Origin of the sequence: Actinomadura sp. NPDC048394, from assembly GCF_040651755.1 — a bacterium.
Lineage (GTDB): Bacteria > Actinomycetota > Actinomycetes > Streptosporangiales > Streptosporangiaceae > Spirillospora > Spirillospora montaniterrae.
In genome coordinates this window covers 122746-142562 of sequence record NZ_JBEZJL010000019.1, presented here as the reverse complement: position 1 = coordinate 142562, position 19817 = coordinate 122746, and the positions used below count along the sequence as shown (strand labels likewise).

Sequence of the window (19817 nt, the reverse complement as noted above, 5' to 3'; positions counted from 1 at the left end):
TCCACCCCCGTCACCACGGGATACCCGCTTCAGTGGTGAAAGGACAACCACCCCCATGTCCCAACGGACAATCGCGATCGCCTCATCGGCGGCCGCGCTGATCGCCCTCACCGGCGTCGCGGTCGCACCACAGGCCGCGGCCACCCCGCGGCCCACCCCCAAGGCCAAGTCGCAGCCCGCCGGCCCGAACGCGTTCTCCAAGGCCGACTTCACGCTGAACCCCGCCCCGTCCACCCGCAAGAAGGCCATCAAGAACGCGCAGAAGGCCCTCGACGCGCACGGCGCGCGCGCCCACCGCGCGAGCGGCCAGGCGTTCAAGGTCCGGACCGTCGCCGTCAGCCGCGACGGCGCCGCCGACGTCCGCTTCGACCGCACCTACAAGGGGCTGCCCGTCTACGGCGGCGACCTCATCGTCCACCTCAAGCCCAACGGTTCCTACCGGACGCTGGAGACCGCGTCCGCCACCTCCGGCGCGATCCGCACCACCCCCGCCGTCAGCTCCCAGAACGCCGCCGCGCTCGCCCGCAAGCAGATCAAGGGCACCGTCTCGGCGGTCTCCGCGCCCAAGCTCGCGATCAAGATGGACGGCCGGTCCGCCACGCTGGTCTGGGAGACCGTCGTGTCCGGCACCAAGGCCGACCAGACCCCGAGCAGGCTGCACGTCATGGTCGACGCCCGCAAGGGCCGCGTCCTCCAGAGCAGCGACGAGATCGACACCATCGCTCCCGCCGGCGTCCGCGCCGCCGCTCCCGCCGCCCCCGCCGCCCCGCGGGCCGCGCTGACCGCCGGCACCGGCCACGGCATCTACGTCGGGACGGTCAACCTCGACCTGACGCAGTCCGGCAGCACGTGGACGATGAAGGACCCGTCCCACGGCAACGGCTACACCACCAACCTCAACCACGCCACGTCCGGGACCGGGACCACCTTCAGCAACACCACCGGGACCTTCGGCAACGGCACCAACAGCGACCCTGCCTCCGCCGGCGTCGACGCCCACTACGGCGCCGCGATGACCTACGACTACTACAAGAACGTCCAGGGCCGCAGCGGCATCTTCGGCGACGGCCGCGGCGTCCCGTCCCGCACCCACTACGGCAACGCCTACGTCAACGCGTTCTGGGACGGCACCCAGATGACCTACGGCGACGGCCAGAGCAACGCCCGCCCGCTCGTCGAGCTCGACGTCGCCGGCCACGAGATGAGCCACGGCGTCAGCGGCGCCCTCGTCGGCTGGGAGGAGAACGGCGAGACCGGCGGGATGAACGAGGGCACCAGCGACATCTTCGGGACGATGGTGGAGTTCTACGCCAACAACCCGAACGACACGCCCGACTACACCATGGGCGAGCTGATCAACATCAACGGCGACAACCAGCCGCTGCGCTGGATGTACCACCCGTCGCTCGACGGGAACTCGCCCGACTGCTACAGCAGCAGCAACGGCAGCCTGGACCCGCACTACTCGCTCGGCCCGCTCGCGCACTGGTTCTTCCTCGCCGCCGTCGGCAGCGGGGACCACGGCTACGGCAACAGCCCGACCTGCAACAGCTCCACGGTCACGGGCATCGGCAACGACAAGGCCGCCAAGATCTGGTACAAGGCCCTGGCGTCGTACGCCAACAGCAACGAGAACTACGCGCAGGCGCGCACCGACTCGCTGAAGGCCGCGGCCGACCTGTACGGCACGCACTGCACCGAGTACAACACCATCAACGCCGCGTGGGCGGCGGTCAGCGTCACCGGGTCCGACCCCGTCCCGGGCACCTGCCCCGGCCAGGGCGGCGGCCCCACGGTCACCAGCCCCGGCGACCAGACCAGCACCGTCGGCCAGCCCGTGAGCGTGCAGATCAAGGCCAGTGACCCGAACGGGCAGGCGCTAACCTACAGCGCGACCGGCCTGCCGGCCGGGCTGACGATCAACGCGAGCACCGGCGTCGTCTCCGGCACCCCGACCACCGCGGGCACCAGCACCGTCACGGTCACCGCCAAGAACACCTCCGGCCAGACCGGCACGGCCACCTTCAACTGGACGGTCAACCCGCCCGGTGGCGGCGGCTGCTCCGCGCCCGGCGACAAGGTGACCAACGGCGGGTTCGAGAGCGGCACCTCGCCGTGGACCACCACGTCCGGCGTCGTCTCGGCCAACGGCAGCGGCGAGAGCGCCCACTCCGGCACCCACTTCGCCTGGCTCGACGGCTACGGGCAGTCCCACACGGACTCGGCCACGCAGTCGGTGACGATCCCGGCGAACTGCAAGGCGACCCTGACCTACTACCTGCACATCGACACCGACGAGTCGCCCGGCACGGCCTACGACAAGCTGACCGTCAAGGCCAACGGCACGACCGTCGCGTCCTACTCCAACCTCGACGCCAACTCGGGCTACGCGCAGAAGACCGTCGACCTGTCCGCCTACGCGGGCAAGACGGTCACGCTCTCCTTCTCCGGCACGGAGGACGCCTACCTCCAGACGAGCTTCGTCCTCGACGACGTGGCCCTGAACGCCGGCTGACCCGCTAACCCCAGCCCCCGCTCTGTCGCCGGTCCCCTCCGCTGGGGGACCGGCGACAGTCATGAGCAAGGAGCACCATGAACAGCAGACTCCTGGCCGCCGCCACCGCCGTGGCGACCGCGGCGGCCGGCCTGGCCGCGGCGACCGCGCCCGCACACGCCACCACCTTCACCGACTGTTCGTCCGCCCAGGTCGTCTCCAACGGCGGGTTCGAGAGCGGCACCTCACCGTGGACGACCACGTCCGGCGTCGTGTCCGCCAACGGCAGCGGTGAGAGCGCCCACTCCGGCACCCACTTCGCCTGGCTCGACGGCTACGGCTCGTCCCACACCGACACCGCGTCGCAGTCCGTGACGCTGCCCGCCGGCTGCAAGGCGACCCTGTCGTTCTACCTGCATGTCGACACCGACGAGTCGCCCGGCACCGCCTACGACAAGCTCGCCGTGAAGATGGGCGGCGACACCGTCGCCACCTACACCAACCTCGACGCCGCCTCCGGCTACGTGAAGAAGAGCCTCGACGCGTCCGCCTACGCGGGCAGGACCGTCACGCTCACCTTCACCGGGACGGAGGACTCCGGCGCCCAGACCAGCTTCGTCCTCGACGACGTCGCCCTCGACGTCTCCGGCGGGACCACTCCCCCGCCGACCGGCGACGGCACCCGCACCCCCGATTCGCAGTCCTACACCGTCAACCTCACCAGCGACACGTCCGGCGCCAACTGGCAGGGCCACGAGTCGGTCGCGTTCACCAACACCGACTCCGCCCCGCTCTCCGAGGTCTACCTGCGGCTGTGGGACAACGCCCACGGCACCTGCCCGTCCAGCACCCCCATCACCGTCACCAACGTGACCGGAGGCACCGCGTCCGCCCTCTCGGTCGGCTGCACCGCCATGAAGGTGACGCTGCCGAACCCGCTGCCGCAGGGGCAGAGCGGGACCGTCGCGTTCGACCTCGCCATCGCGGTGCCGTCCGGCGCCGACCGGTTCGGGCACGACGGGGCGTACAACTTCCTCGGCAACGCGCTGCCCGTCCTCGCCGTCCACGACGGCGACGGCTGGCACCTCGACCCGTACACCAACAACGGCGAGTCGTTCTACGGGCTGGCGAGCGACTACAAGGTGACGCTCGACCACCCGAGTTCCCTCTCCGTCCCCGCCACCGGCACCTCGGTCGACACCCCCGGCTCGTCCGGCCGGACGGTCACGACCGCGACCGCGACGCACGTCCGCGAGTTCGCCTGGGGCGCGGGCCCGTTCTCCAAGATCTCCGCCACCTCGCCGAACGGCGTCACGGTGAACATGTACTGGGTGAGCGGCATCAGCCAGTCCAGCGCCCAGCAGATGCTGTCGCTCGCCACCGACGCGATCGACGCGCACTCCGGCCGCTTCGGCGCCTACCCGTACGGCGAGGTCGACGCGATCCTCGACAACAACTTCTGGTTCGGCGGCATGGAGTACCCGGGGTTCGTTCTCGACCTGGTCAGCAACGTCGCGCTCCCGCACGAGCTGGCGCACCAGTGGTGGTACGGGATCGTCGGCGACGACGAGTACAACCACCCCTGGCTGGACGAGGCGTTCGCCGACTACGCCACCGACCTGTACCGCGGCATCAGCGGCGCGGGCTGCTGGAACAACGTCTCCTGGGCGTCGTCCGACGAAAAGATCACCAACGCGATGGCGTACTGGGACGCGCACTCGTCCCGCTACTCCACCGTCGTCTACGACTACGGCAAGTGCGCCCTGCACGACCTGCAGCGCGTGATCGGTGACTCCGCCATGGCGAACCTGCTCAAGACCTACGCGCAGAGCCACTGGTACGGCATCTCCACCACCGCCGAGTTCAAGAAGGCCGCCCAAGCGGCCACCACGACCGACCTCACCTCCTTCTGGACCCAACACCGCATAGAAGGCTGACCCCCCGGCGAGGCGCACGCCGGGCGACGCGCCCGCCGTGCGCCTCCGCGCCCTTGAGGAGGTTGGCCGCCTTCGGCCTTTCCACCGGTCGGTGGCCTGATCCGCCTGGTACGAGATCCACTCGGCTGCTTGAGTAAGAGCCCCCCACCGCCAGGTGACGATCCGAGGAGTTCCAGGCATGACGACAGATGCGCTCGCCGAACCGGTTCCGGGGCCGGAGCCGGAGCCGGCCGGACGCGGGCAGCGAGTCCTCGACCTCCTGGACAAGGCGATCGACCTGCAGAGCCCGCTGGTGCGCAAGAACATCGCCCGGGCCCGCCAGCGGAACCCGGACGCGTCACCGGCGCAGGTCATCCGGAACCTGGAGCGGATGTACGTCAGCGCCCTGACCGGGTCGGGCGCCGCGGTCGGAGGGACCGCGGCCGCGCCGGGGGTCGGCACGGGAGTCGCGCTGGCGCTGACGGCGGGCGAGACCTTCTCGTCCCTCGAGCTGAGCGTCCTCTTCGCGCTCTCGGTGGCCGAGGTCCACGGAGTCCCCATCGACGAGCTCGAACGGCGCCGGACGATCGTGATGGGGATCTTGCTCGGCGGGTCCGGTTCCGGCACCATCTCCAAGGCCGCCGAGGTCACGGGGAAGCACTGGGCGAAGCAGATCGTCGCCAAGGTGCCCGCCGACGCGCTGCGTCAGATCAACAAGGTCCTGGGCAAGCACTTCATCACGAAGTACGGGACCAAGCAGGGGGTCATCGTCCTGGGCAGGGTGGCGCCGTTCGGCATCGGCGCCGTGATCGGCGGCGGCGCCAACGCCGCCGTGGCGGCCCTGGCCGTGAAGGCCAGTCGTCGCGCTTTCGGCGACCCCCCGGAGGCATGGCCAGGCGAGCCTGACTGACGGGCCTGGAAAGGTCCGCTCTGAGTTGCGCGGACGATCATCTGCAGCCGTCTTTGGTGTGGGCTTGGGCGGTGCAGGAGGTGACGCCTTCGCTGTTGTGTTCCTGCTGGACGGGCGCCGTGGGTGGGTGGGCCTCGCGGTGCGCTGCGTATGCTCCGCCCAGCAGGACGAGGGCGAGGACGCCCTGCGTCACGGCGGTCACCCAGCCGCGCCTGCACCTGCCGAACGCCAGAAGCATCAGGGCGACCGCCAGCCCGGCGCACGCGGCGATCCGTGTGGCGAGGACGGCGTGGTCCCAGGCGGGACCGTACTGGTTCTCGTCGTCGAAGCTGCGCGCCCAGCCGTCCATGCCCGCCGAGAGCCACGAGTACCCGACCACCGGCACCTGAAGGACGATCAGCAGGATCGCCACTCCGATGTCGGTTCCCCAACCCGGCCCGCGCTGGACGGCGCCGCTGGGCGTTGCCGGCGTTGCTTGCGAGGCAGTCATGCCGCCAGTCTCGGGTGCCCCGCCGCCGTCCTGCATGAGTACGAGTACTCATCCGCAGCCGGGGGTTGACGGGGGGTTCGAGGGCGTGCGATAACAGCGTTATCGAGCAAAAACGGCGTTATTGAGGACGGTATGGCTTCGAGCGCGTACGAGCTGGCCCAGCAGCGGGGCGACGAGGCGATCCGCACCTCGCTGCTGGACGCCGCCAGCGGGCTGCTGGCCACCGAGGGGCCCGGGGCGCTGGCGCTGCGCCGGATCGCCGCCGAGGTCGGCTGCTCCACGACCGTCCTGTACCGGATGTTCGGCGGCAAGGCCGGGCTGATCGAGGCGCTGTACGTGGAGGCGTTCGAGCGGTTCCGGCGGCGGCTGGCCGCGGTGCCGGAGCGCTCCGACCCGCTGGAGCACCTCGCCGACCTGGGCCGGGCCTACCGGGACAACGCGCTGGCCGACCGCAACTACTACCGGCTGATGTTCGGCGAGCCCATCCCCGGGTTCCGGCCGAGCGACGAGGCCCTCGTGAAGGCCGCGGCGACCTTCACGATCCTGCAGGACGCCGTGGCCGCCTGCGCCGCCGCCGGGCTGCTGTCCGGCGGCGACCCGCGCCACGTCGCCGCGTCCCTGTGGGCCGCCATCCACGGCGTGGTCAGCCTCGAGCTGGCCGGCCACCTCCCCGCCGACGCGGGCGAGGTCTTCGAGTCCACCCTCGCCGCCATGGGAGCCGGCCTGTTCCGCGCCCCCACCGCCCCGGAGAAACGAGGCCGCTGATGCCGAACACGTTCCTGGAAGGCCCCTACGCCCCCGTCACCGAGGAGACCACCGCGCACGACGTGCCCGTCACCGGACGCGTCCCCGCCGAGCTCAACGGCCGCTACCTGCGGATCGGCCCGAACCCGCTCGGGCTGGACGACCCCGAGTCCTACCACTGGTTCATGGGCGACGGCATGGTCCACGGCGTGCGGCTGCGCGACGGCCGCGCCGAGTGGTACCGGAACCGCTGGGTGCGGTCCCGCCGCGTCGCCGCCGAGCTCGGCGAGCCGTGGCCGGAGGGGCCGGCCCTCGACGGCTTCGACATCGCCCCGAACACCAACGTGATCGGCCACGCCGGCCGCACGTTCGCGCTGATCGAGGGCGGGTTCCGGCCGTACGAGCTGAGCCACGACCTCGGCACCCTCGGCCCCTGCGACTTCGGCGGCACCCTCAAGGGCGGCTACACCGCCCACACCAAGAAGGATCCCGCCACCGGCGAGCTGCACGCCATCGCCTACTACTTCGGCTGGGAGCACCTCCAGTACACGGTGCTGAGCACCGCCGGCCTCGTCACCCGCTCCGTGGAGATCCCCGTCTCCGACAGCCCGATGGTGCACGACCTCGCCCTCACCGAGAAGTACGTCATCGTCTACGACCTGCCCGTGACGTTCTCCATGCCGCTGGCCGCGTCCGGCGCCGCCCTCCCCTACGCCTGGAACGACGCGCACCCCGCGCGGATCGGCCTGCTGCCCCGCACCGGCGACGCGTCCGACGTGCAGTGGATCGGCATCGACCCCTGCTGGGTCTTCCACACCATGAACGCCTACGACGACGGCGACCGGATCGTGCTGGACCTGGTGAAGTTCCCCAGCTTCCTGCGGGACGGCCGCCTGGAGGGCAACCCGCCGCCCGTCCTGGACCGCTGGACCATCGACCCGGCCGCCGGAACCGTGACCCAGGAGACCCTCGACGACCGCTCCCAGGAGTTCCCGCGCGTCGACGAGCGGCTGACGTCCCTGCCGCACCGCTACGGCTACACCGTCACCTCGGAGTCGTCGCCCGGCGAACTCGTCGGCGAGGGCCTCCTCAAGCACGACTACCGGACGGGCCGCACCGACACCCGCCTCTTCGCCGCCGGCTCGGCGGTCGGCGAGGCCGTCTTCGTCCCGTCCGCGCCCGGCGCCGCCGAGGACGACGGCTACCTGATGGCCCTCGCCCACGACGCCGACCGCGGCGCCACCGACCTCGTCATCATCTCCGCACAGGACTTCACCGGCGACCCGGTCGCGGTCGTCCACCTGCCCGTCCGCGTCCCGCCCGGCTTCCACGGCAACTGGCTCCCCGACGCCTGACCCGCATCCGAGCCCGTCCGGTGCGGTTCAGCGGGCGCCGATCAGCGCGCTGATCTCCTGGGCGAGGGGCCCCGCCAGGGGGTCGGCGGTGAAGCCGGCGGCGGCCCAGTCCCTGATGCCGTCGGCGACGAGCATCTGCGCGACGCGCGCGGTCCGCGCGACGTCCGCCTCCGCCGGGAGCCTGCCGTCGCGGTGCGCCTGCTGGAAGGGCTGGAGGAAGAGGAAGGCGAGGTCGGCGTCCGTCGCACCGCCGGCCAGGGCGCGCCGTTCGAAGCGGTAGGTCTCGATGACGGCTTCGAAGACCAGCTCCGGCGGGTAGCGGCGCATGTTGCGCTCCAGGACCTCGACGACGGCTTCGATCAGTTCGGCGAGCGTGTAGGGGCGGGACGCGACGGCCCGGGCGGCGAGGTGCGCGTCGCGCATGGTGAACACCTCGATCTCCGCGAGCACGTCCTCCTTGCGGGCGAAGTACACGTAGAACAGCGCCTTGGAGACGCCGGCGGCCTTGCAGATGTCGGTGACGGTGGTCCCGGCGAAGCCCTTGGTGCGCCACAGGGCCAGCGCGCCCTGGACGATCGCGTCCCGGCTGGCGTGGGAACGCGCGCGCACCGGTACGGCCCTTCCTTGACCGTGGTCATCTCTCGGGCCGGGTGGAACATGCGCCATGGCAAGGGATCTTACCGCGTCTCGATTATTGACTACCGTCAGGAAGCGAGGCATGCTCCAGCTACGGAAGACCGCCTTCCTTCATAGGAGAATCTGCTTTCCGACCCGGCGATGGAGAGGAAGCGCATGGAGGTCCTCACCGACGAAGAGGAGTCGTCCCACTCGGCTCTGCGGGCCCAGCAGGTGATCCTCTGGTCCGCGCCCGTGCTGGCGCTCGTGCTGCTGGCGCTGTTCGCCGCCTTCCCCGGCTTCTTCCCGCCCATGTCGCCGGACATGAGCGCGGCCGAGGTCGGGGCGTTCTACCGGGACGACACCGCGCTGATCCAGCTCAGCATGGTCGGCTTCAACCTGTTCGGCATCCTGATCGTCCCGTTCTTCGTCCTGATCATGGTGCAGATGCAGCGGATGCGCAGCGAGAGCCACATCTACGCCTTCTCCTACCTCACCGCCGTCGTGGCCGGGGCGACCCTGTTCGCGCTGTCGGACGTCTTCTTCGCCGCGGCCGCCTTCCGCCCCGGCCGGGGGGACGACCTGATCCAGCTGCTCAACGACCTCGGGTGGCTCTTCTTCATCGCACCGATCGGCATGCTGGTCGCCCAGTTCGTGCTGCTGGCCCTGGCCGTCTACGCCGACGACCGCGGGGCGCCGGTCTTCCCGCGATGGGTGGGGCATTACGCGCTGCTGACCGCGCTGGCCATGGCGCCCTCGGCGGGCGCGGCGGTGTTCCGCGACGGCCCCCTGGCCTGGGACGGGCTGGTGTCGTTCTGGCTGCGCAACGGCGCCTTCGCCCTCTTCGCCGCGGTGATGTTCTTCGTCCTGCGCGCCGCCCTCCGGCACCAGGCCGAGCAGGACGGGGTGCCGTCATGACGGACACGGACGCCGCTCCCGCCGAAGAGGGGGCCGCTGAGCCCGCGAAGCCGAAACGCGCGGGCAAGCGGGAGGTCTGGCTCGTCTACTGGGCTTTCACCGCCTTCTACACCGCCCTGTCGGTCGGGATATGCCTGCTGGGGCGCGCCACCCCGCCGCCCCGCCCGGACGTCACCGGGCCGCAGGCCGCCGCCTGGTTCGACGAGCACCACCTCGGCATCCAGATCGGCTTCGTGTTCCTGCTGGTGATCGCCGGAGGCGCCGCGATCTCCAACGGCATCATCGGCTACTTCATGAAGCGGATGTCGTCCGGCAAGATGCTCGCCTACGCCTACATAGCCGCCATGGGCGTGGGCGCCGTCCCCGGATTCCAGGTGCTGCTGGTCTGCTGGCTCACCGCGACGTTCCGTCCCGACCGCTCTCCCGACATCCTGTACCTGCTCTACGACCTCGGCATGCTGTCGTACAACGGGTCCCTCGGCTGCTTCACGGCCGCGTACACCGTCCTGGCCATCGCCGTCTTCTACGACCGCAACCGCATCTTCCCCAAGTGGTTCGGCTACGTGACCGTCTGGCAGATCGTCACCGAGATCGTGGCCAGCCAGATGTGGCTCCACCATTCCGGCGCGTTCGCCTGGAACGGCATGATCACCCTCTACATCGCCATCGTCATCTTCGGCCTGTGGGTCGCCTGCCTGCTGGTCCTCCTCCGCAAGGCCGCCGCGCGCGAGACCGCGCGCACCCCCGCCCTCTACGAGGCGGAGGGCGCCCGATGACCGCTCCCGGCACCACGACGCGCCCCCGCCCTCCGGCCCGCGAACGGCGCCTGCCCGGCGATGCCGACATGTGGGTGATGATCCTCGGCGACCTGTTCTTCTTCGGCTGCTACTTCGTCACCTACATGGTCTTCCGCGCCATGTCGGCCGGACGGTTCACCGCCTCCCAGCGGCACCTGGACATCGACATCGGCGTCACCAACACCGTCGTCCTGCTCACCAGCTCCCTGTTCGCCGCCCTCGCCGTGCTCGCCGTCCGGGAGGGGGCGTGGCGGCGCGCCCAGCGGCTGCTCTGGGCCACCGGCGCGTGCGGCGTGCTTTTCGTCCTGATCAAGGCCTACGAGTGGCACGCCGAGATCAGCCAGGGCCACACGATCCATGACGGGTTCTTCGGCTTCTACTTCGTTCTTACGGGGGTCCACCTCGTCCACCTGGCCCTCGGCGTGCTCGTCCTCGGCGTCGCGGTCCGCGAGCTGCGGAGTCCCCGCAGGCGGCGGCCCACGATCGTCGAGCAGAGCGTCCTGTTCTGGCACATGGTGGACCTGCTGTGGGTCGTCATCTTCGCCCTCCTCTACCTGATGAGGTGACCCGCGTGAGCGCATCCGACGACCGGCTCCTGAGGAAGGACAGGGGGGCCGTCCTCGCCGCCTGGGCCGCCCTGACGGCCGCGACCGTCCTCGCCCGGTTCCTCACCCCCGGCGAATCCCGGTCCGCGACGGCGCTGGGCGACGGGCTCGTCGCCGCCATCGCCGTGCTCGGCCTCGTCAAGTGCCGCCTGATCATCCGCTGCTTCATGGAGGTCCGCCACGCGCCCCGCTGGCTGCGGGCCGCGACGGACGGATGGCTCGCCGTCCTGTGGACGGCCCTGCTGATCGGCTACCTCTTCTGACCTGACCGGCGTTCAGGCCGCCGCGGCGGGTCACTCGTGCTCGTCGCGGTAGGCGGCCACCACGTCGGCGGACGGGCCGTCCATGCGGACGCGGCCGTGGTCGAGCCAGATCGTCCGGTCGCAGGTCTCCTCGATGGTGCCGAGGCTGTGGCTGACGAGGACGACGGTGGCGGCCTCGTCGCGCAGCTCCTTCAGGCGGTCCTCGCTGCGCCGGCGGAAGCGGGCGTCGCCGGTGGCGAGCGCCTCGTCGATCATGAGGATCTCGCTGGTCTGCGCGGTGGCGATGGCGAACCGGAGGCGCTGCGCCATGCCGGTCGAGTAGGTCCTCATCGGCATGTCGACGAACTTGCCGAGCCCGGAGAACTCCACCACGTCGTCGTACTTCTCGCGGACCTCGCGCAGCGGCATGCCCATGGCGAGGCAGCCGAGGACGATGTTGCGCTCGCCGGTGAGGTCGTTCATCAGCGCGGCGTTCACGCCGAGCAGGACGGGCTGCCCGCAGGTGAAGACCTGGCCGCGGTCGCTCGGCAGGAGCCCGGCGATGCTGCGGAGCAGGGTGGTCTTGCCGGAGCCGTTGGAGCCGATGACGCCGACGGCCTCGCCGCGGTGCAGGACGAACGAGACGCCGCGCAGGGCGTGGACCTCGCGGGGCCGGGGCCGGCCGCGGCGCAGCGCCCGGCGGACGCGCGAGGAGCCGTCGTCGGTGTCGGCGCCGAGCACGCGGTAGGTGACGTGCAGCCGGTCGACGACGACCATGGGGTCCTCGCCGGGGCGGACGGGCGGGGCCGCGTGCTCGTCCGTCCCGGGGTCCTCGCGGGGCGCGGGTTCGGGATCTGACGGCATGGCAGGTCCTTTCCGCTCGGCGCGCGACCGTCAGCGGCGGCCCCCGGCCGGGGCTCGCTCGCGCAGGTCCTTCCCGCGGGCCGGGCGGGTACTCATCACCCCGCCGATCGCCCACCGGCGGCCCGGCCGCGCAGGACGGCGAGGAGGGCGAGCGCGGCGGCCTGGATCGCGACGACCGCGGCGACCAGCAAGGTGACCGACTGGTCATAAAGGGCGCCGGTGAGCGCGCCGCCCGCGAGCGCGGCCACGCCGAGGACGCCGGCGAAGATCCCGTAGGCGGTGGCCCTGCGCCGGGACGGGACGAGGTCCGCGACGACCGCCCGCAGCGTCGACTCCTGGATCCCGACGGCGGCGCCCCACACCAGCGCCCCCACGACGGCCAAGGCCAGCGACCGGGTGAACGCAAGAACGGGCACCGCGGCCGACAGGACGGGCAGGACGGCAAGCGCGCGCGGGCCGACACGGTCGTAGAGCCAGCCGTTCGCCAGCGCGGAGACGGCGTCGGCGGCCATGGCCCCCGCGTACACGACCGGCACGAGGTCGGCGGCCAGCAGATGCCGCTGGACGAGGTGGAACGACAGCACCCCGAAGGTCGCGAACCCCGTCATGGTGACGGCGGTGAACGCCGCGTAGACGAAGAAGGCGCGCGGCAGCGCGGGCGCGGCGGCGTCCCGTTCGAGTGGCGGCCCGCCCGCCCGGCCGGCGGGCTCGTGCTCCCCCGGCTCGTACTCGGCGGGGGCGGGGACGCGGGCGCGCAGCCAGAGCAGGATCGCCATCGCGGCCACGCCCGGGACGGCCAGGACGCCGAGGGCGGGCGCGTAGTCGTCGGCGGTGACCGCGAGCACGCCCGCCACGGTCAGCGGGCCGACGAACGCGCCGATCTGGTCCAGGGCCTCGTGCACGGCGAATCCGCGGCCCCGTCCGGTGGTGGCGGTGGCGTGGGAGAGCAGCGTGTCCTTGGCCGGGGACCGGACGGCCTTGCCGACGCGTTCCGCGATGACCAGCGCGCACGCGGCCCACAGGACGCCGGCGAGGCCGAGCAGCGGCACGGAGGCCGCGGTCAGCGCGTACCCGCCGATGGTGAGCGCCCAGAACCGGCGGGTGCGGTCGGCGAGCGGGCCGGACACCAGCCGCAGGCCGAGCGCGGCGGCCTCGCCCGCCCCGGTGACGACGCCGATCACGGTCGCGGACGCGCCGAGCGAGGCGAGCAGCGGCCCGGTGACCGACCGCGCGCCCTCGTACACGACGTCCATGAGCAGGGAGACGACGCCGAACACGACGATGAACCGCCACGGCGACAGCGCGGCGCGGCGGTCCCGGGTGGTCATCGGTGGCCGCCGGCTGATCGCATTCCGGTCCCGTCCTTCCGTCGCCCGCGTGGAGGACCAGTGTGCGCGACGGTCCCGCTGTCAGACGCGGAAGACGCGCATCTGGAGGGCGAGGGTGGCGTAGTAGCCGACGAGGGTGGTCAGTTCGAAGACGGTCTCGCGGTCCAGCGGCGGGACGCAGGCTTCCCAGGTCGCGTCGTCGACGTCGCCGGTGACGAGGGCGCGGGTGAGGCGGAGGACGGCGGCCTCGATCGGGTCGTCGAGGTCCAGCGGAGCGCCGGCGGCGATCGCGGCGAGCTCGGCGCCGGTGAGCCCGGCGGCCCGTCCGACGGCCTCGTGCGCGGTCCGCTCGAAGGCGCTGTCCCAGTGGGCGGCGACGACGAGGATCGCCATCTCGCGGGCCCGGCCGCCGAGCGCGCCCTCGTACCGGACGGCCGCGCCGACCCGCTGGAGGGCGTCGCCGAGCGCCGGGCGCAGCAGGAACTCGTTGAACGGCCCGAGCAGCACGCCGTCGTCCGAGACCAGGTCGAACAGGCGGGGGCCCTGCGCGCGGGGGCCCTCGGTGATGGAGCGGTAGAGGGCGAGCCGGTCGCCGTCGAGGTCGGCGGGGCGGAACGGGTGCTTGCGGGTCATCGGGTCCTCAGTCTCGTGGTGATGTCGGCGGCGGTGGCGCGGAGCCGGTCGAGGATCTCGCCGCGCAGGTCGGCGAGGGGGCGGCGCAGGGCGGACACGGCGACGTTCACCGCGGCCGCCGGGGCGCCGTCCGGGCCGAGCACGGGGACCGACACCGACCGCAGGCCCTGGGCGAGCTCCTGGTCCTGGACGGCGTACCCGTCGCGGCGGATCTCCTCCAGCTGGGCGTGGAGCGCGGCGCGGTCGGGCACCGCGTTCGGCCCGGCGCCGGGCGCGAACGACGCGTCGGTGAGGCGGCGGTCCAGCTCGTCCGGAGGGAGGTGGGCGAGCAGGAGCTTGCCCATGGACGTGTAGGTGGCGGGCAGCGTCGAGCCGACGTGCACGTTGGCGGTGACGAGGTCGGCGTTGCGGAGCCGCGCGAGGTACAGGACGCGGTCCTCGACGAGGACGCCGAGGTTGACGGTCTCGCCGGTGGCGTCGGCGAGCAGCCGCAGCGGCCGGTCGCTGAGCTGCACGAGGCCTGAGCCGCGCATCGCGGCCGAGCCGAGCGTGAGCACCTTGACGCCGGGCTGGACGGTCCCGTCGTGCCGGCGCTCCAGGTAGCCGAGGTCCTCCAGGGTGCAGACGATCCGGAACGCGGTGGGCATGGGGATGCCGGTCAGCGCGGCGATGTCGCTGGTGCGCAGGGACAGCGTCGCGCCGTCGAACAGGCTCAGGACCTGCAGGCCCTTGGCGAGCGCGGCGATGTGGTACCGCGACCGGTCCGGCTCGGCGCCCGCGTCCCCGGAGGTCACGGGGGTCACGGCCCGCCGCCCGGGGCCCGCCTTGACGCCATGACCGGCGTCACACCATACTCATGCTTAGTGAAAGTAGCTTTCATACAGTGAAAGCTAGTTGGGGAAGGCGAGGAACCGCAAGTGGCAGACGGGACGACTCAGGCGGCGCCCGGCATGGGCACCGCGTGGCTGGGCCTGCACGGCGCCCGGGTGCTGGTGCTCGGCGTGGGCGGGATCGGCGCCGAGTGCGCCCGCGGCTACCTCGACGCGGGCGCGGCCGTCACCGCGGTCGACCGGGACCAGGACCGGCTGGACGCGCTGGAGCCCGGCCCCGGCGGGACGAAGCCGCACACCATCGCCGCCGACCTCACCGAGGAGGGCGCCGGCGCCGCCGTCGTCGCGCAGGCGATCGAGACGATGGGCGGCCTCGACGTGCTGCTGCACTGCGTCGGGATCAACGACCGCCGCCCGGTGCTGGACTTCACCGAGGCCGAGTGGGAGCGGATCCTGCGCACCAACCTGTTCACCGCGTTCGGCGCGGCGCAGGCCGCCGGGCGGCACATGGTGGAGGCGGGCCACGGCCGGATCGTCTTCCTGTCCTCGGTTTCGGGGCACCTCGCGCACCAGAAGCACGGGCCGTACGCGGCGTCCAAGGGCGGGATGAACCAGATGATGCGGGTCATGGCCGCCGAGTGGGCCCGGCACGGCGTCACCGTGAACGCGATCGCGCCCGGCTACGTCGAGACGCCGCTGACCGCCGAGTACCTGGCGCGGCCCGGCGTCCGCGAGGATCTTGTCCGGCTCGTGCCGGCGGGCCGGCTCGGCACGCCCGCCGAGGTCGTCGGCCCGATCCTGTTCCTGTCCTCACCGCACGCGGCGTTCATGACGGGCCACGTCATGTACGTCGACGGCGGCCGCACGCTCGTCTGAAAAGGGAGAACGACATGGCTCAGAAGATCTTCCCGCGGTTCGAGGGGAAGACGGTGCTGGTGACGGGGGCCGGCACCGGCTTCGGCGCCGAGATCGCCGTCCGCGCCGCGCAGGAGGGCGCCCGCGTCGGGGTGCACTACAACTCCTCCAAGCAGGGCGCCGAGCGCACCGCGGAGCGGGTCCGCGAGGCGGGCGCCGAGGCGTTCGTCGTGCAGGCCGACATCGGCTCGTGGGACGCGATCCGCGCCCTCGCCGACGAGGTGTTCGGGATCGCCGGCGAGCTGGACGTGCTGGTCAACAACGTCGGCGACGTCGCGACCGAGCAGATGTCGTGGAAGGAGCTGACGCAGGAGTCCCTCGACCGCGTCATCGACGTCGACGTCAAGGGCACGCTGCTGATGACGCACGAGTTCGGGTCCCGGATGCTGGAGCAGGGCCACGGCTCGATCGTGAACATCGGCTCGACCGTCGTGGTGCGCGGCAGCGCGCGCGCTCCGCAGTACGCCGCCGCCAAGTACGGGCTGCTCGGCATCACCAAGTCGTACGCGGCGGCGTTCGCGCCGGCCGTCCGGGTCAACACGTTCGCGCCCGGGTTCATGGAGACCGGCGCGACGCTGGAGCGCGAGGACTGGAAGTCGGGCCGCCGCGAGAAGCTGATCTCGCAGACCCCGATGGGCCAGATCCCGCCGCCCGAGGTCGTCGCGGGCACCGCGCTGTTCCTCGCGACCGAGGACGCGTCGCACATCACCGGCGCCTACATGCTCGCCGACGGCGGGTTCAACATGGTCGGGGCGTAGGGCCATGGCGGGACAGCGCGAGGACCGCGCCGTGGCCGGAGGCGTCCGGGAGGCGGAACGACCGAGGGTGGCCGCCCGCGACCTCACCCTCGCCTACGGCGACACGACCGCGGCGACGGACCTGACGTTCGACGTGCGGCCGGGCGAGTTCGTCAGCCTGATCGGGCCGTCCGGGTGCGGGAAGAGCTCGGCGCTGCGCGCGGTGGGCGGCCTGCTCGCGCCGGTGTCCGGGGAGCTGCTGGTGGACGGCACGCCGGTGGACGGCCCCCGCCCCCGGGACGTGGCGTTCGTGTTCCAGGACCTCGCGCTGTACCCGTGGCGCAGCGCAGTGCGCAACGTCGAGATCGCCCTGCAGTTCGCCGGTGTGGGCCGCGCCGAGCGGCGGGCGCGCGCGCTGGACGCGCTGCGCGCGGTCGGGCTCGGCGACGTCCCGCACCGCTTCCCGCACCAGCTGTCGGGCGGGATGCGGCAGCGGGTCGCGATCGCGCGGGCGCTGGTGTCGGACGCGTCGATCCTGCTGCTGGACGAGCCGTTCGCGGCGCTGGACGAGCTGTCCCGGCTGAAGATCGGCGAGCAGCTCGTCACGCTGCTGGAGGAGCACGGCAAGACGGTGCTGTTCGTGACGCACAGCCTGTCGGAGGCGGCGTACCTGTCGGACCGGATCATCGTGATGACGCCGCGCCCGGCGACGATCAAGGAGATCATCGAGGTCCCGCTGCCGCGCCCCCGCGAGCCGCAGGTGCTGCGCACACCGGAGTTCCACGCGCTCACCGACCGGCTGTCGGCGCTGCTGCTGGAGGACGACCCCGGAGACGTGCGGTGATCGCGCCGCGCCGCGTCCTCGTCTACGCGGGGACGGTCGCGTCCGTCCTCGCGCTGTGGGCGCTGCTCGCCGGGACGGGGGCGGTCGCGCCGCTGCTGCTGCCGCCGATCGGCGACGTGTGGCAGGCGCTCTCCGACCTGGCCGCGGAGCCGTCGAAGCTGCTGGAGCCGGTCGGCACCACGCTGGAGGAGACGGCGACCGCGTTCGGGATCGCGGCGGTGCTCGCGCTCCCGCTGGGGGTGCTCGTCGGCTCGTCGCGGCTGCTGCGCCGCGCGTACGAACCCGTCCTGACCGGCCTGAACGCGCTGCCGCTGGTGATCCTCTACCCGGTGCTGGCGGCGACGCTCGGGGTCGGCTCGCACTCCAAGATCGCGCTGGGCGCGCTGTACGCGTTCTTCCCCATCGCGATCGCGGCGGCCCGCGCGACCGCGACCGTCGACGGCCGGCTGATCACGGCTGCGCAGACGATGGGCGCCACCCGCGCGCAATGGCTCACCGGGGTCGTGCTGCCGGCGGTGCTCGGCCCTGTGCTCGCCGCGATGCGCGTGTCGCTCGGGCTCGCCCTCGTCACCGTCATCGCGTCCGAGTTCATCGCGGGCGCCGCCGGCATCGGCTACCAGCTCGGCACCGCCAGCCAGAGCCTCGACAGCCCCGGCCTGTTCGCCTGGATCGTGATCGCCTGCCTGGTCACGGTCGCCGTCAACCTCCTGTTCTCGCTCACCACCCACGTGCTGCAGAAAGGCGTTACCCGATGAAGGTCACCGCAAGGATCGCCGCGGTCGCGGCGCTGTGCGCCGCCGCGCTCACCGCGTGCGGCGGTGGCGGGTCGTCCGGACCGTCCACCTCGATCAAGCTGGGGCTCGTCCAGGCGCAGGACTTCGTGCACGCGATGCCCGCCCGGGTCGCCGTCCAGCAGGGGTTCTTCAAGGACGCCGGGCTGGACGTCAAGGTCGTCGACTTCAGCGCCGGGTCCGACCTCACCAAGGCGATGACCGGCGGGTCGATCGACGTCGGCGCCGCGACCGGGCTGGACGCGGTGTCCGGCGCCGCGAAGAAGCTCGACACCCAGGCGTTCTTCGGCGTGATGGGGCAGAGCCCGATGGCGCTGATCGTCCCCGAGAAGTCCGGCATCACCGGCTTCTCCGGCATCGCGGGGAAGAAGCTCGGCATCTCCAAGGCCGGCTCGCTCACCGACTACATCACCCGCGCGACCGCCGAGGCGTCCGGCGTGGACTTCGAGAAGGTCAAGGAGGTCCCGCTCGGCGACCCCGCCGCGACGATGTCGGCGATGAAGCGCGGCGATGTCGACGGGTTCGTCCTGCCGGTGAACTTCGGGTTCCTGCTCCAGGCCAAGCACGAGGGCAGGATCGCGCAGAAGGCGGCGGACGTCCTCGGCCCGAACTCGCAGTTCGCCGTGCTGATGGCGAAGAAGTCCACGATCTCCGGCAACAAGGCGAACCTGCAGAAGCTCGCCGGTGCCTACACCAAGGCTCTGACCTGGATGAAGGCCAACAAGGCTCCGACCGTGGAGCTCGCCGTGGCCAAGCTCGGCATGCCGAAGCCGATCGCGGAGCAGACCTACGACGCGCTGATCGGCGGCTTCACCCCGGACGGCGGCATCAGCGCCGCGGGCATGGCCGGCTACGCCAAGGCGCTGCCGAAGCTCGGCATCGCGACGTCGTCGCCGGCGCAGGACTCCTACCTCAGCACCGCGATCACCGCGGCGAAGTGACATGACGGCCATCACCGGAGCCGCTCCCGCGGCCGCGCGGCGCACGGCGCGGCCGCGGGAGGCGGCGGCGGTCCAGCTCGTCCGCTGGGGCACGGTCGCCGCGCTGGTCGCGGTGTGGGAGGCGGTGACCCGGCTGACGGACGCGGGCGGCGACTACCTCACCTCGCCGAGCCGGATCGTCGCCGACGGCCTGCCGAAGGTGCTGGAGGGCGGCTCGCTGACGCTCGTCGGGTACACCACGTACCGGTTCCTGGTCGCGTTCGCGATCACCGCCGTCGCCGGGCCCGCGGTCGGGCTGCTGCTCGGGCGCCTCAACAAGCACGTCTACCTGGGCGGACGCGACGTCGTGTCGGTGCTGTACGCGCTTCCGATGGCGCCGCTGTACCCGCTGTTCGTGCTCTGGCTCGGCCTCGGCGACGGCTCGGAGATCGCGTTCGGCGTCATCCACGGGATCATCCCGGTGATCCTCATGACGATGACGGCGGGCGCGGCGGTCGAGCCCGCCGTGCTGGACTCCGGCCGCGCCATGGGCGCCGGGCGGCTGCGCCGGCTGCTGTTCCTGGTCGTGCCCGCCTGCCTGCCGGACATCATCGGCGCGCTGAAGATCGGCGCGGCGCTGTCGCTGCTCGGCGTGCTGCTCGCGGAGCTGATGATCTCGGTGGACGGCGTCGGCACGTTCATCTCCACCCAGATCACCAACCACGGCGCCGCCGCGCTGGACGCCATGGTCCTGGTCGTGTGCATCGGCGCGCTCGCCGTCAACGCGGCGCTCTCGGCGATCGAGAAGCGCGCCTCGCGCGGCCGTCCGGACCGTCCCTGACCTGCCGATTCCCCCATTCACCGAGGAA

21 protein-coding genes are annotated in these 19817 nt (G+C 72.0%); 15 read left to right on the top strand and 6 right to left on the bottom strand.

Annotated features, from left to right (window positions below; translation table 11 throughout):
• Positions 1 to 55 precede the first annotated feature (55 nt).
• The 3 genes from AB0C78_RS16200 (at position 56) to AB0C78_RS16190 (ending at position 5320) form a co-directional block, all read left to right on the top strand.
• Entirely contained in the window at positions 56 to 2515 is a 2460-nt protein-coding gene (locus tag AB0C78_RS16200; protein ID WP_360747790.1) for a M4 family metallopeptidase, read from the top strand.
• Between the two features lie 77 nt (positions 2516 to 2592).
• The gene (locus AB0C78_RS16195) at positions 2593 to 4431 is read left to right on the top strand and encodes a M1 family aminopeptidase (protein ID WP_360747787.1); all 1839 of its coding nucleotides are present in this window, start codon (positions 2593 to 2595) and stop codon (positions 4429 to 4431) included.
• A 178-nt stretch (positions 4432 to 4609) separates the two neighbouring features.
• The gene (locus AB0C78_RS16190; RefSeq protein ID WP_360747784.1) at positions 4610 to 5320 is read left to right on the top strand and encodes a hypothetical protein; all 711 of its coding nucleotides are present in this window, start codon (positions 4610 to 4612) and stop codon (positions 5318 to 5320) included.
• Between the two features lie 37 nt (positions 5321 to 5357).
• On the opposite strand, the gene AB0C78_RS16185 is transcribed toward AB0C78_RS16190, so the two are convergent.
• Positions 5358 to 5810, bottom strand: coding sequence for a DUF6234 family protein (locus tag AB0C78_RS16185; RefSeq protein ID WP_360747781.1), 453 nt, complete (start codon positions 5808 to 5810; stop codon positions 5358 to 5360).
• A 132-nt stretch (positions 5811 to 5942) separates the two neighbouring features.
• Between AB0C78_RS16185 and AB0C78_RS16180 the strand changes: the two genes are divergently transcribed.
• Entirely contained in the window at positions 5943 to 6575 is a 633-nt protein-coding gene (locus AB0C78_RS16180) for a TetR/AcrR family transcriptional regulator (RefSeq protein ID WP_360747778.1), read from the top strand.
• Positions 6575 to 7909 carry a carotenoid oxygenase family protein gene (locus AB0C78_RS16175; protein ID WP_360747775.1) on the top strand — a complete coding sequence of 445 codons (1335 nt, stop codon included), beginning with the start codon at positions 6575 to 6577 and terminating at the stop codon, positions 7907 to 7909. The genes AB0C78_RS16180 and AB0C78_RS16175 overlap by 1 nt, the downstream gene beginning before the upstream one ends.
• Positions 7910 to 7936: 27 nt before the next feature.
• Here the strand turns inward: AB0C78_RS16175 and AB0C78_RS16170 are convergent, their stop codons facing one another.
• Positions 7937 to 8518 carry a helix-turn-helix domain-containing protein gene (locus AB0C78_RS16170; RefSeq protein ID WP_360747772.1) on the bottom strand — a complete coding sequence of 194 codons (582 nt, stop codon included), beginning with the start codon at positions 8516 to 8518 and terminating at the stop codon, positions 7937 to 7939.
• 183 nt (positions 8519 to 8701) lie between these two features.
• Here AB0C78_RS16170 and AB0C78_RS16165 point away from each other — a divergent pair, with 183 nt between their 5' ends.
• Genes AB0C78_RS16165 through AB0C78_RS16150 form a run of 4 tightly spaced genes read left to right on the top strand, consistent with a single transcriptional unit; the run spans position 8702 to position 11107 of the window.
• Positions 8702 to 9442: a hypothetical protein gene (locus AB0C78_RS16165; protein WP_360747769.1), complete on the top strand. Its 741-nt coding sequence runs from the start codon at positions 8702 to 8704 to the stop codon at positions 9440 to 9442.
• A complete protein-coding gene (locus tag AB0C78_RS16160; protein WP_360747767.1) occupies positions 9439 to 10218 on the top strand; it encodes a hypothetical protein in 780 nt (259 codons plus the stop codon). Before AB0C78_RS16165 ends, AB0C78_RS16160 begins: the two co-directional genes overlap by 4 nt.
• The gene (locus tag AB0C78_RS16155) at positions 10215 to 10805 is read left to right on the top strand and encodes a cytochrome c oxidase subunit 3 (protein WP_360747764.1); all 591 of its coding nucleotides are present in this window, start codon (positions 10215 to 10217) and stop codon (positions 10803 to 10805) included. The genes AB0C78_RS16160 and AB0C78_RS16155 overlap by 4 nt, the downstream gene beginning before the upstream one ends.
• Positions 10806 to 10810: 5 nt before the next feature.
• The gene (locus tag AB0C78_RS16150; protein ID WP_360747762.1) at positions 10811 to 11107 is read left to right on the top strand and encodes a cytochrome C oxidase subunit IV family protein; all 297 of its coding nucleotides are present in this window, start codon (positions 10811 to 10813) and stop codon (positions 11105 to 11107) included.
• 30 nt (positions 11108 to 11137) lie between these two features.
• Here AB0C78_RS16150 and AB0C78_RS16145 read toward each other — a convergent pair whose 3' ends face one another.
• The 4 genes from AB0C78_RS16145 to AB0C78_RS16130 form a co-directional block, all read right to left on the bottom strand.
• Positions 11138 to 11863 carry an ABC transporter ATP-binding protein gene (locus AB0C78_RS16145; RefSeq protein WP_360747820.1) on the bottom strand — a complete coding sequence of 242 codons (726 nt, stop codon included), beginning with the start codon at positions 11861 to 11863 and terminating at the stop codon, positions 11138 to 11140.
• Between the two features lie 182 nt (positions 11864 to 12045).
• Positions 12046 to 13278 carry an MFS transporter gene (locus AB0C78_RS16140; protein ID WP_360747759.1) on the bottom strand — a complete coding sequence of 411 codons (1233 nt, stop codon included), beginning with the start codon at positions 13276 to 13278 and terminating at the stop codon, positions 12046 to 12048.
• Between the two features lie 81 nt (positions 13279 to 13359).
• Positions 13360 to 13911 (bottom strand): carboxymuconolactone decarboxylase family protein, encoded by a 552-nt coding sequence (locus tag AB0C78_RS16135; protein ID WP_360747756.1) that lies wholly within the window; start codon positions 13909 to 13911, stop codon positions 13360 to 13362.
• Entirely contained in the window at positions 13908 to 14714 is an 807-nt protein-coding gene (locus AB0C78_RS16130) for an IclR family transcriptional regulator (protein ID WP_360747753.1), read from the bottom strand. The genes AB0C78_RS16135 and AB0C78_RS16130 overlap by 4 nt, the downstream gene beginning before the upstream one ends.
• Positions 14715 to 14828: 114 nt before the next feature.
• Here AB0C78_RS16130 and AB0C78_RS16125 point away from each other — a divergent pair, with 114 nt between their 5' ends.
• Genes AB0C78_RS16125 through AB0C78_RS16100 form a run of 6 tightly spaced genes read left to right on the top strand, consistent with a single transcriptional unit; the run spans position 14829 to position 19789 of the window.
• Positions 14829 to 15617: an SDR family oxidoreductase gene (locus AB0C78_RS16125; protein ID WP_360747750.1), complete on the top strand. Its 789-nt coding sequence runs from the start codon at positions 14829 to 14831 to the stop codon at positions 15615 to 15617.
• Positions 15618 to 15631: 14 nt separating this feature from the next.
• Positions 15632 to 16414 carry an SDR family oxidoreductase gene (locus AB0C78_RS16120; RefSeq protein ID WP_360747747.1) on the top strand — a complete coding sequence of 261 codons (783 nt, stop codon included), beginning with the start codon at positions 15632 to 15634 and terminating at the stop codon, positions 16412 to 16414.
• Positions 16415 to 16418: 4 nt separating this feature from the next.
• Positions 16419 to 17237, top strand: a complete 819-nt coding sequence (locus AB0C78_RS16115) for an ABC transporter ATP-binding protein (RefSeq protein WP_360747744.1) — start codon at positions 16419 to 16421, stop codon at positions 17235 to 17237.
• Positions 17234 to 17992: an ABC transporter permease subunit gene (locus tag AB0C78_RS16110; RefSeq protein WP_360747741.1), complete on the top strand. Its 759-nt coding sequence runs from the start codon at positions 17234 to 17236 to the stop codon at positions 17990 to 17992. Before AB0C78_RS16115 ends, AB0C78_RS16110 begins: the two co-directional genes overlap by 4 nt.
• Positions 17989 to 18969 carry an ABC transporter substrate-binding protein gene (locus AB0C78_RS16105; RefSeq protein ID WP_360747738.1) on the top strand — a complete coding sequence of 327 codons (981 nt, stop codon included), beginning with the start codon at positions 17989 to 17991 and terminating at the stop codon, positions 18967 to 18969. The genes AB0C78_RS16110 and AB0C78_RS16105 overlap by 4 nt, the downstream gene beginning before the upstream one ends.
• A 1-nt stretch (position 18970) precedes the next feature.
• Positions 18971 to 19789 (top strand): ABC transporter permease subunit, encoded by an 819-nt coding sequence (locus tag AB0C78_RS16100; protein ID WP_360747735.1) that lies wholly within the window; start codon positions 18971 to 18973, stop codon positions 19787 to 19789.
• The last annotated feature ends 28 nt before the right edge of the window (positions 19790 to 19817 follow it).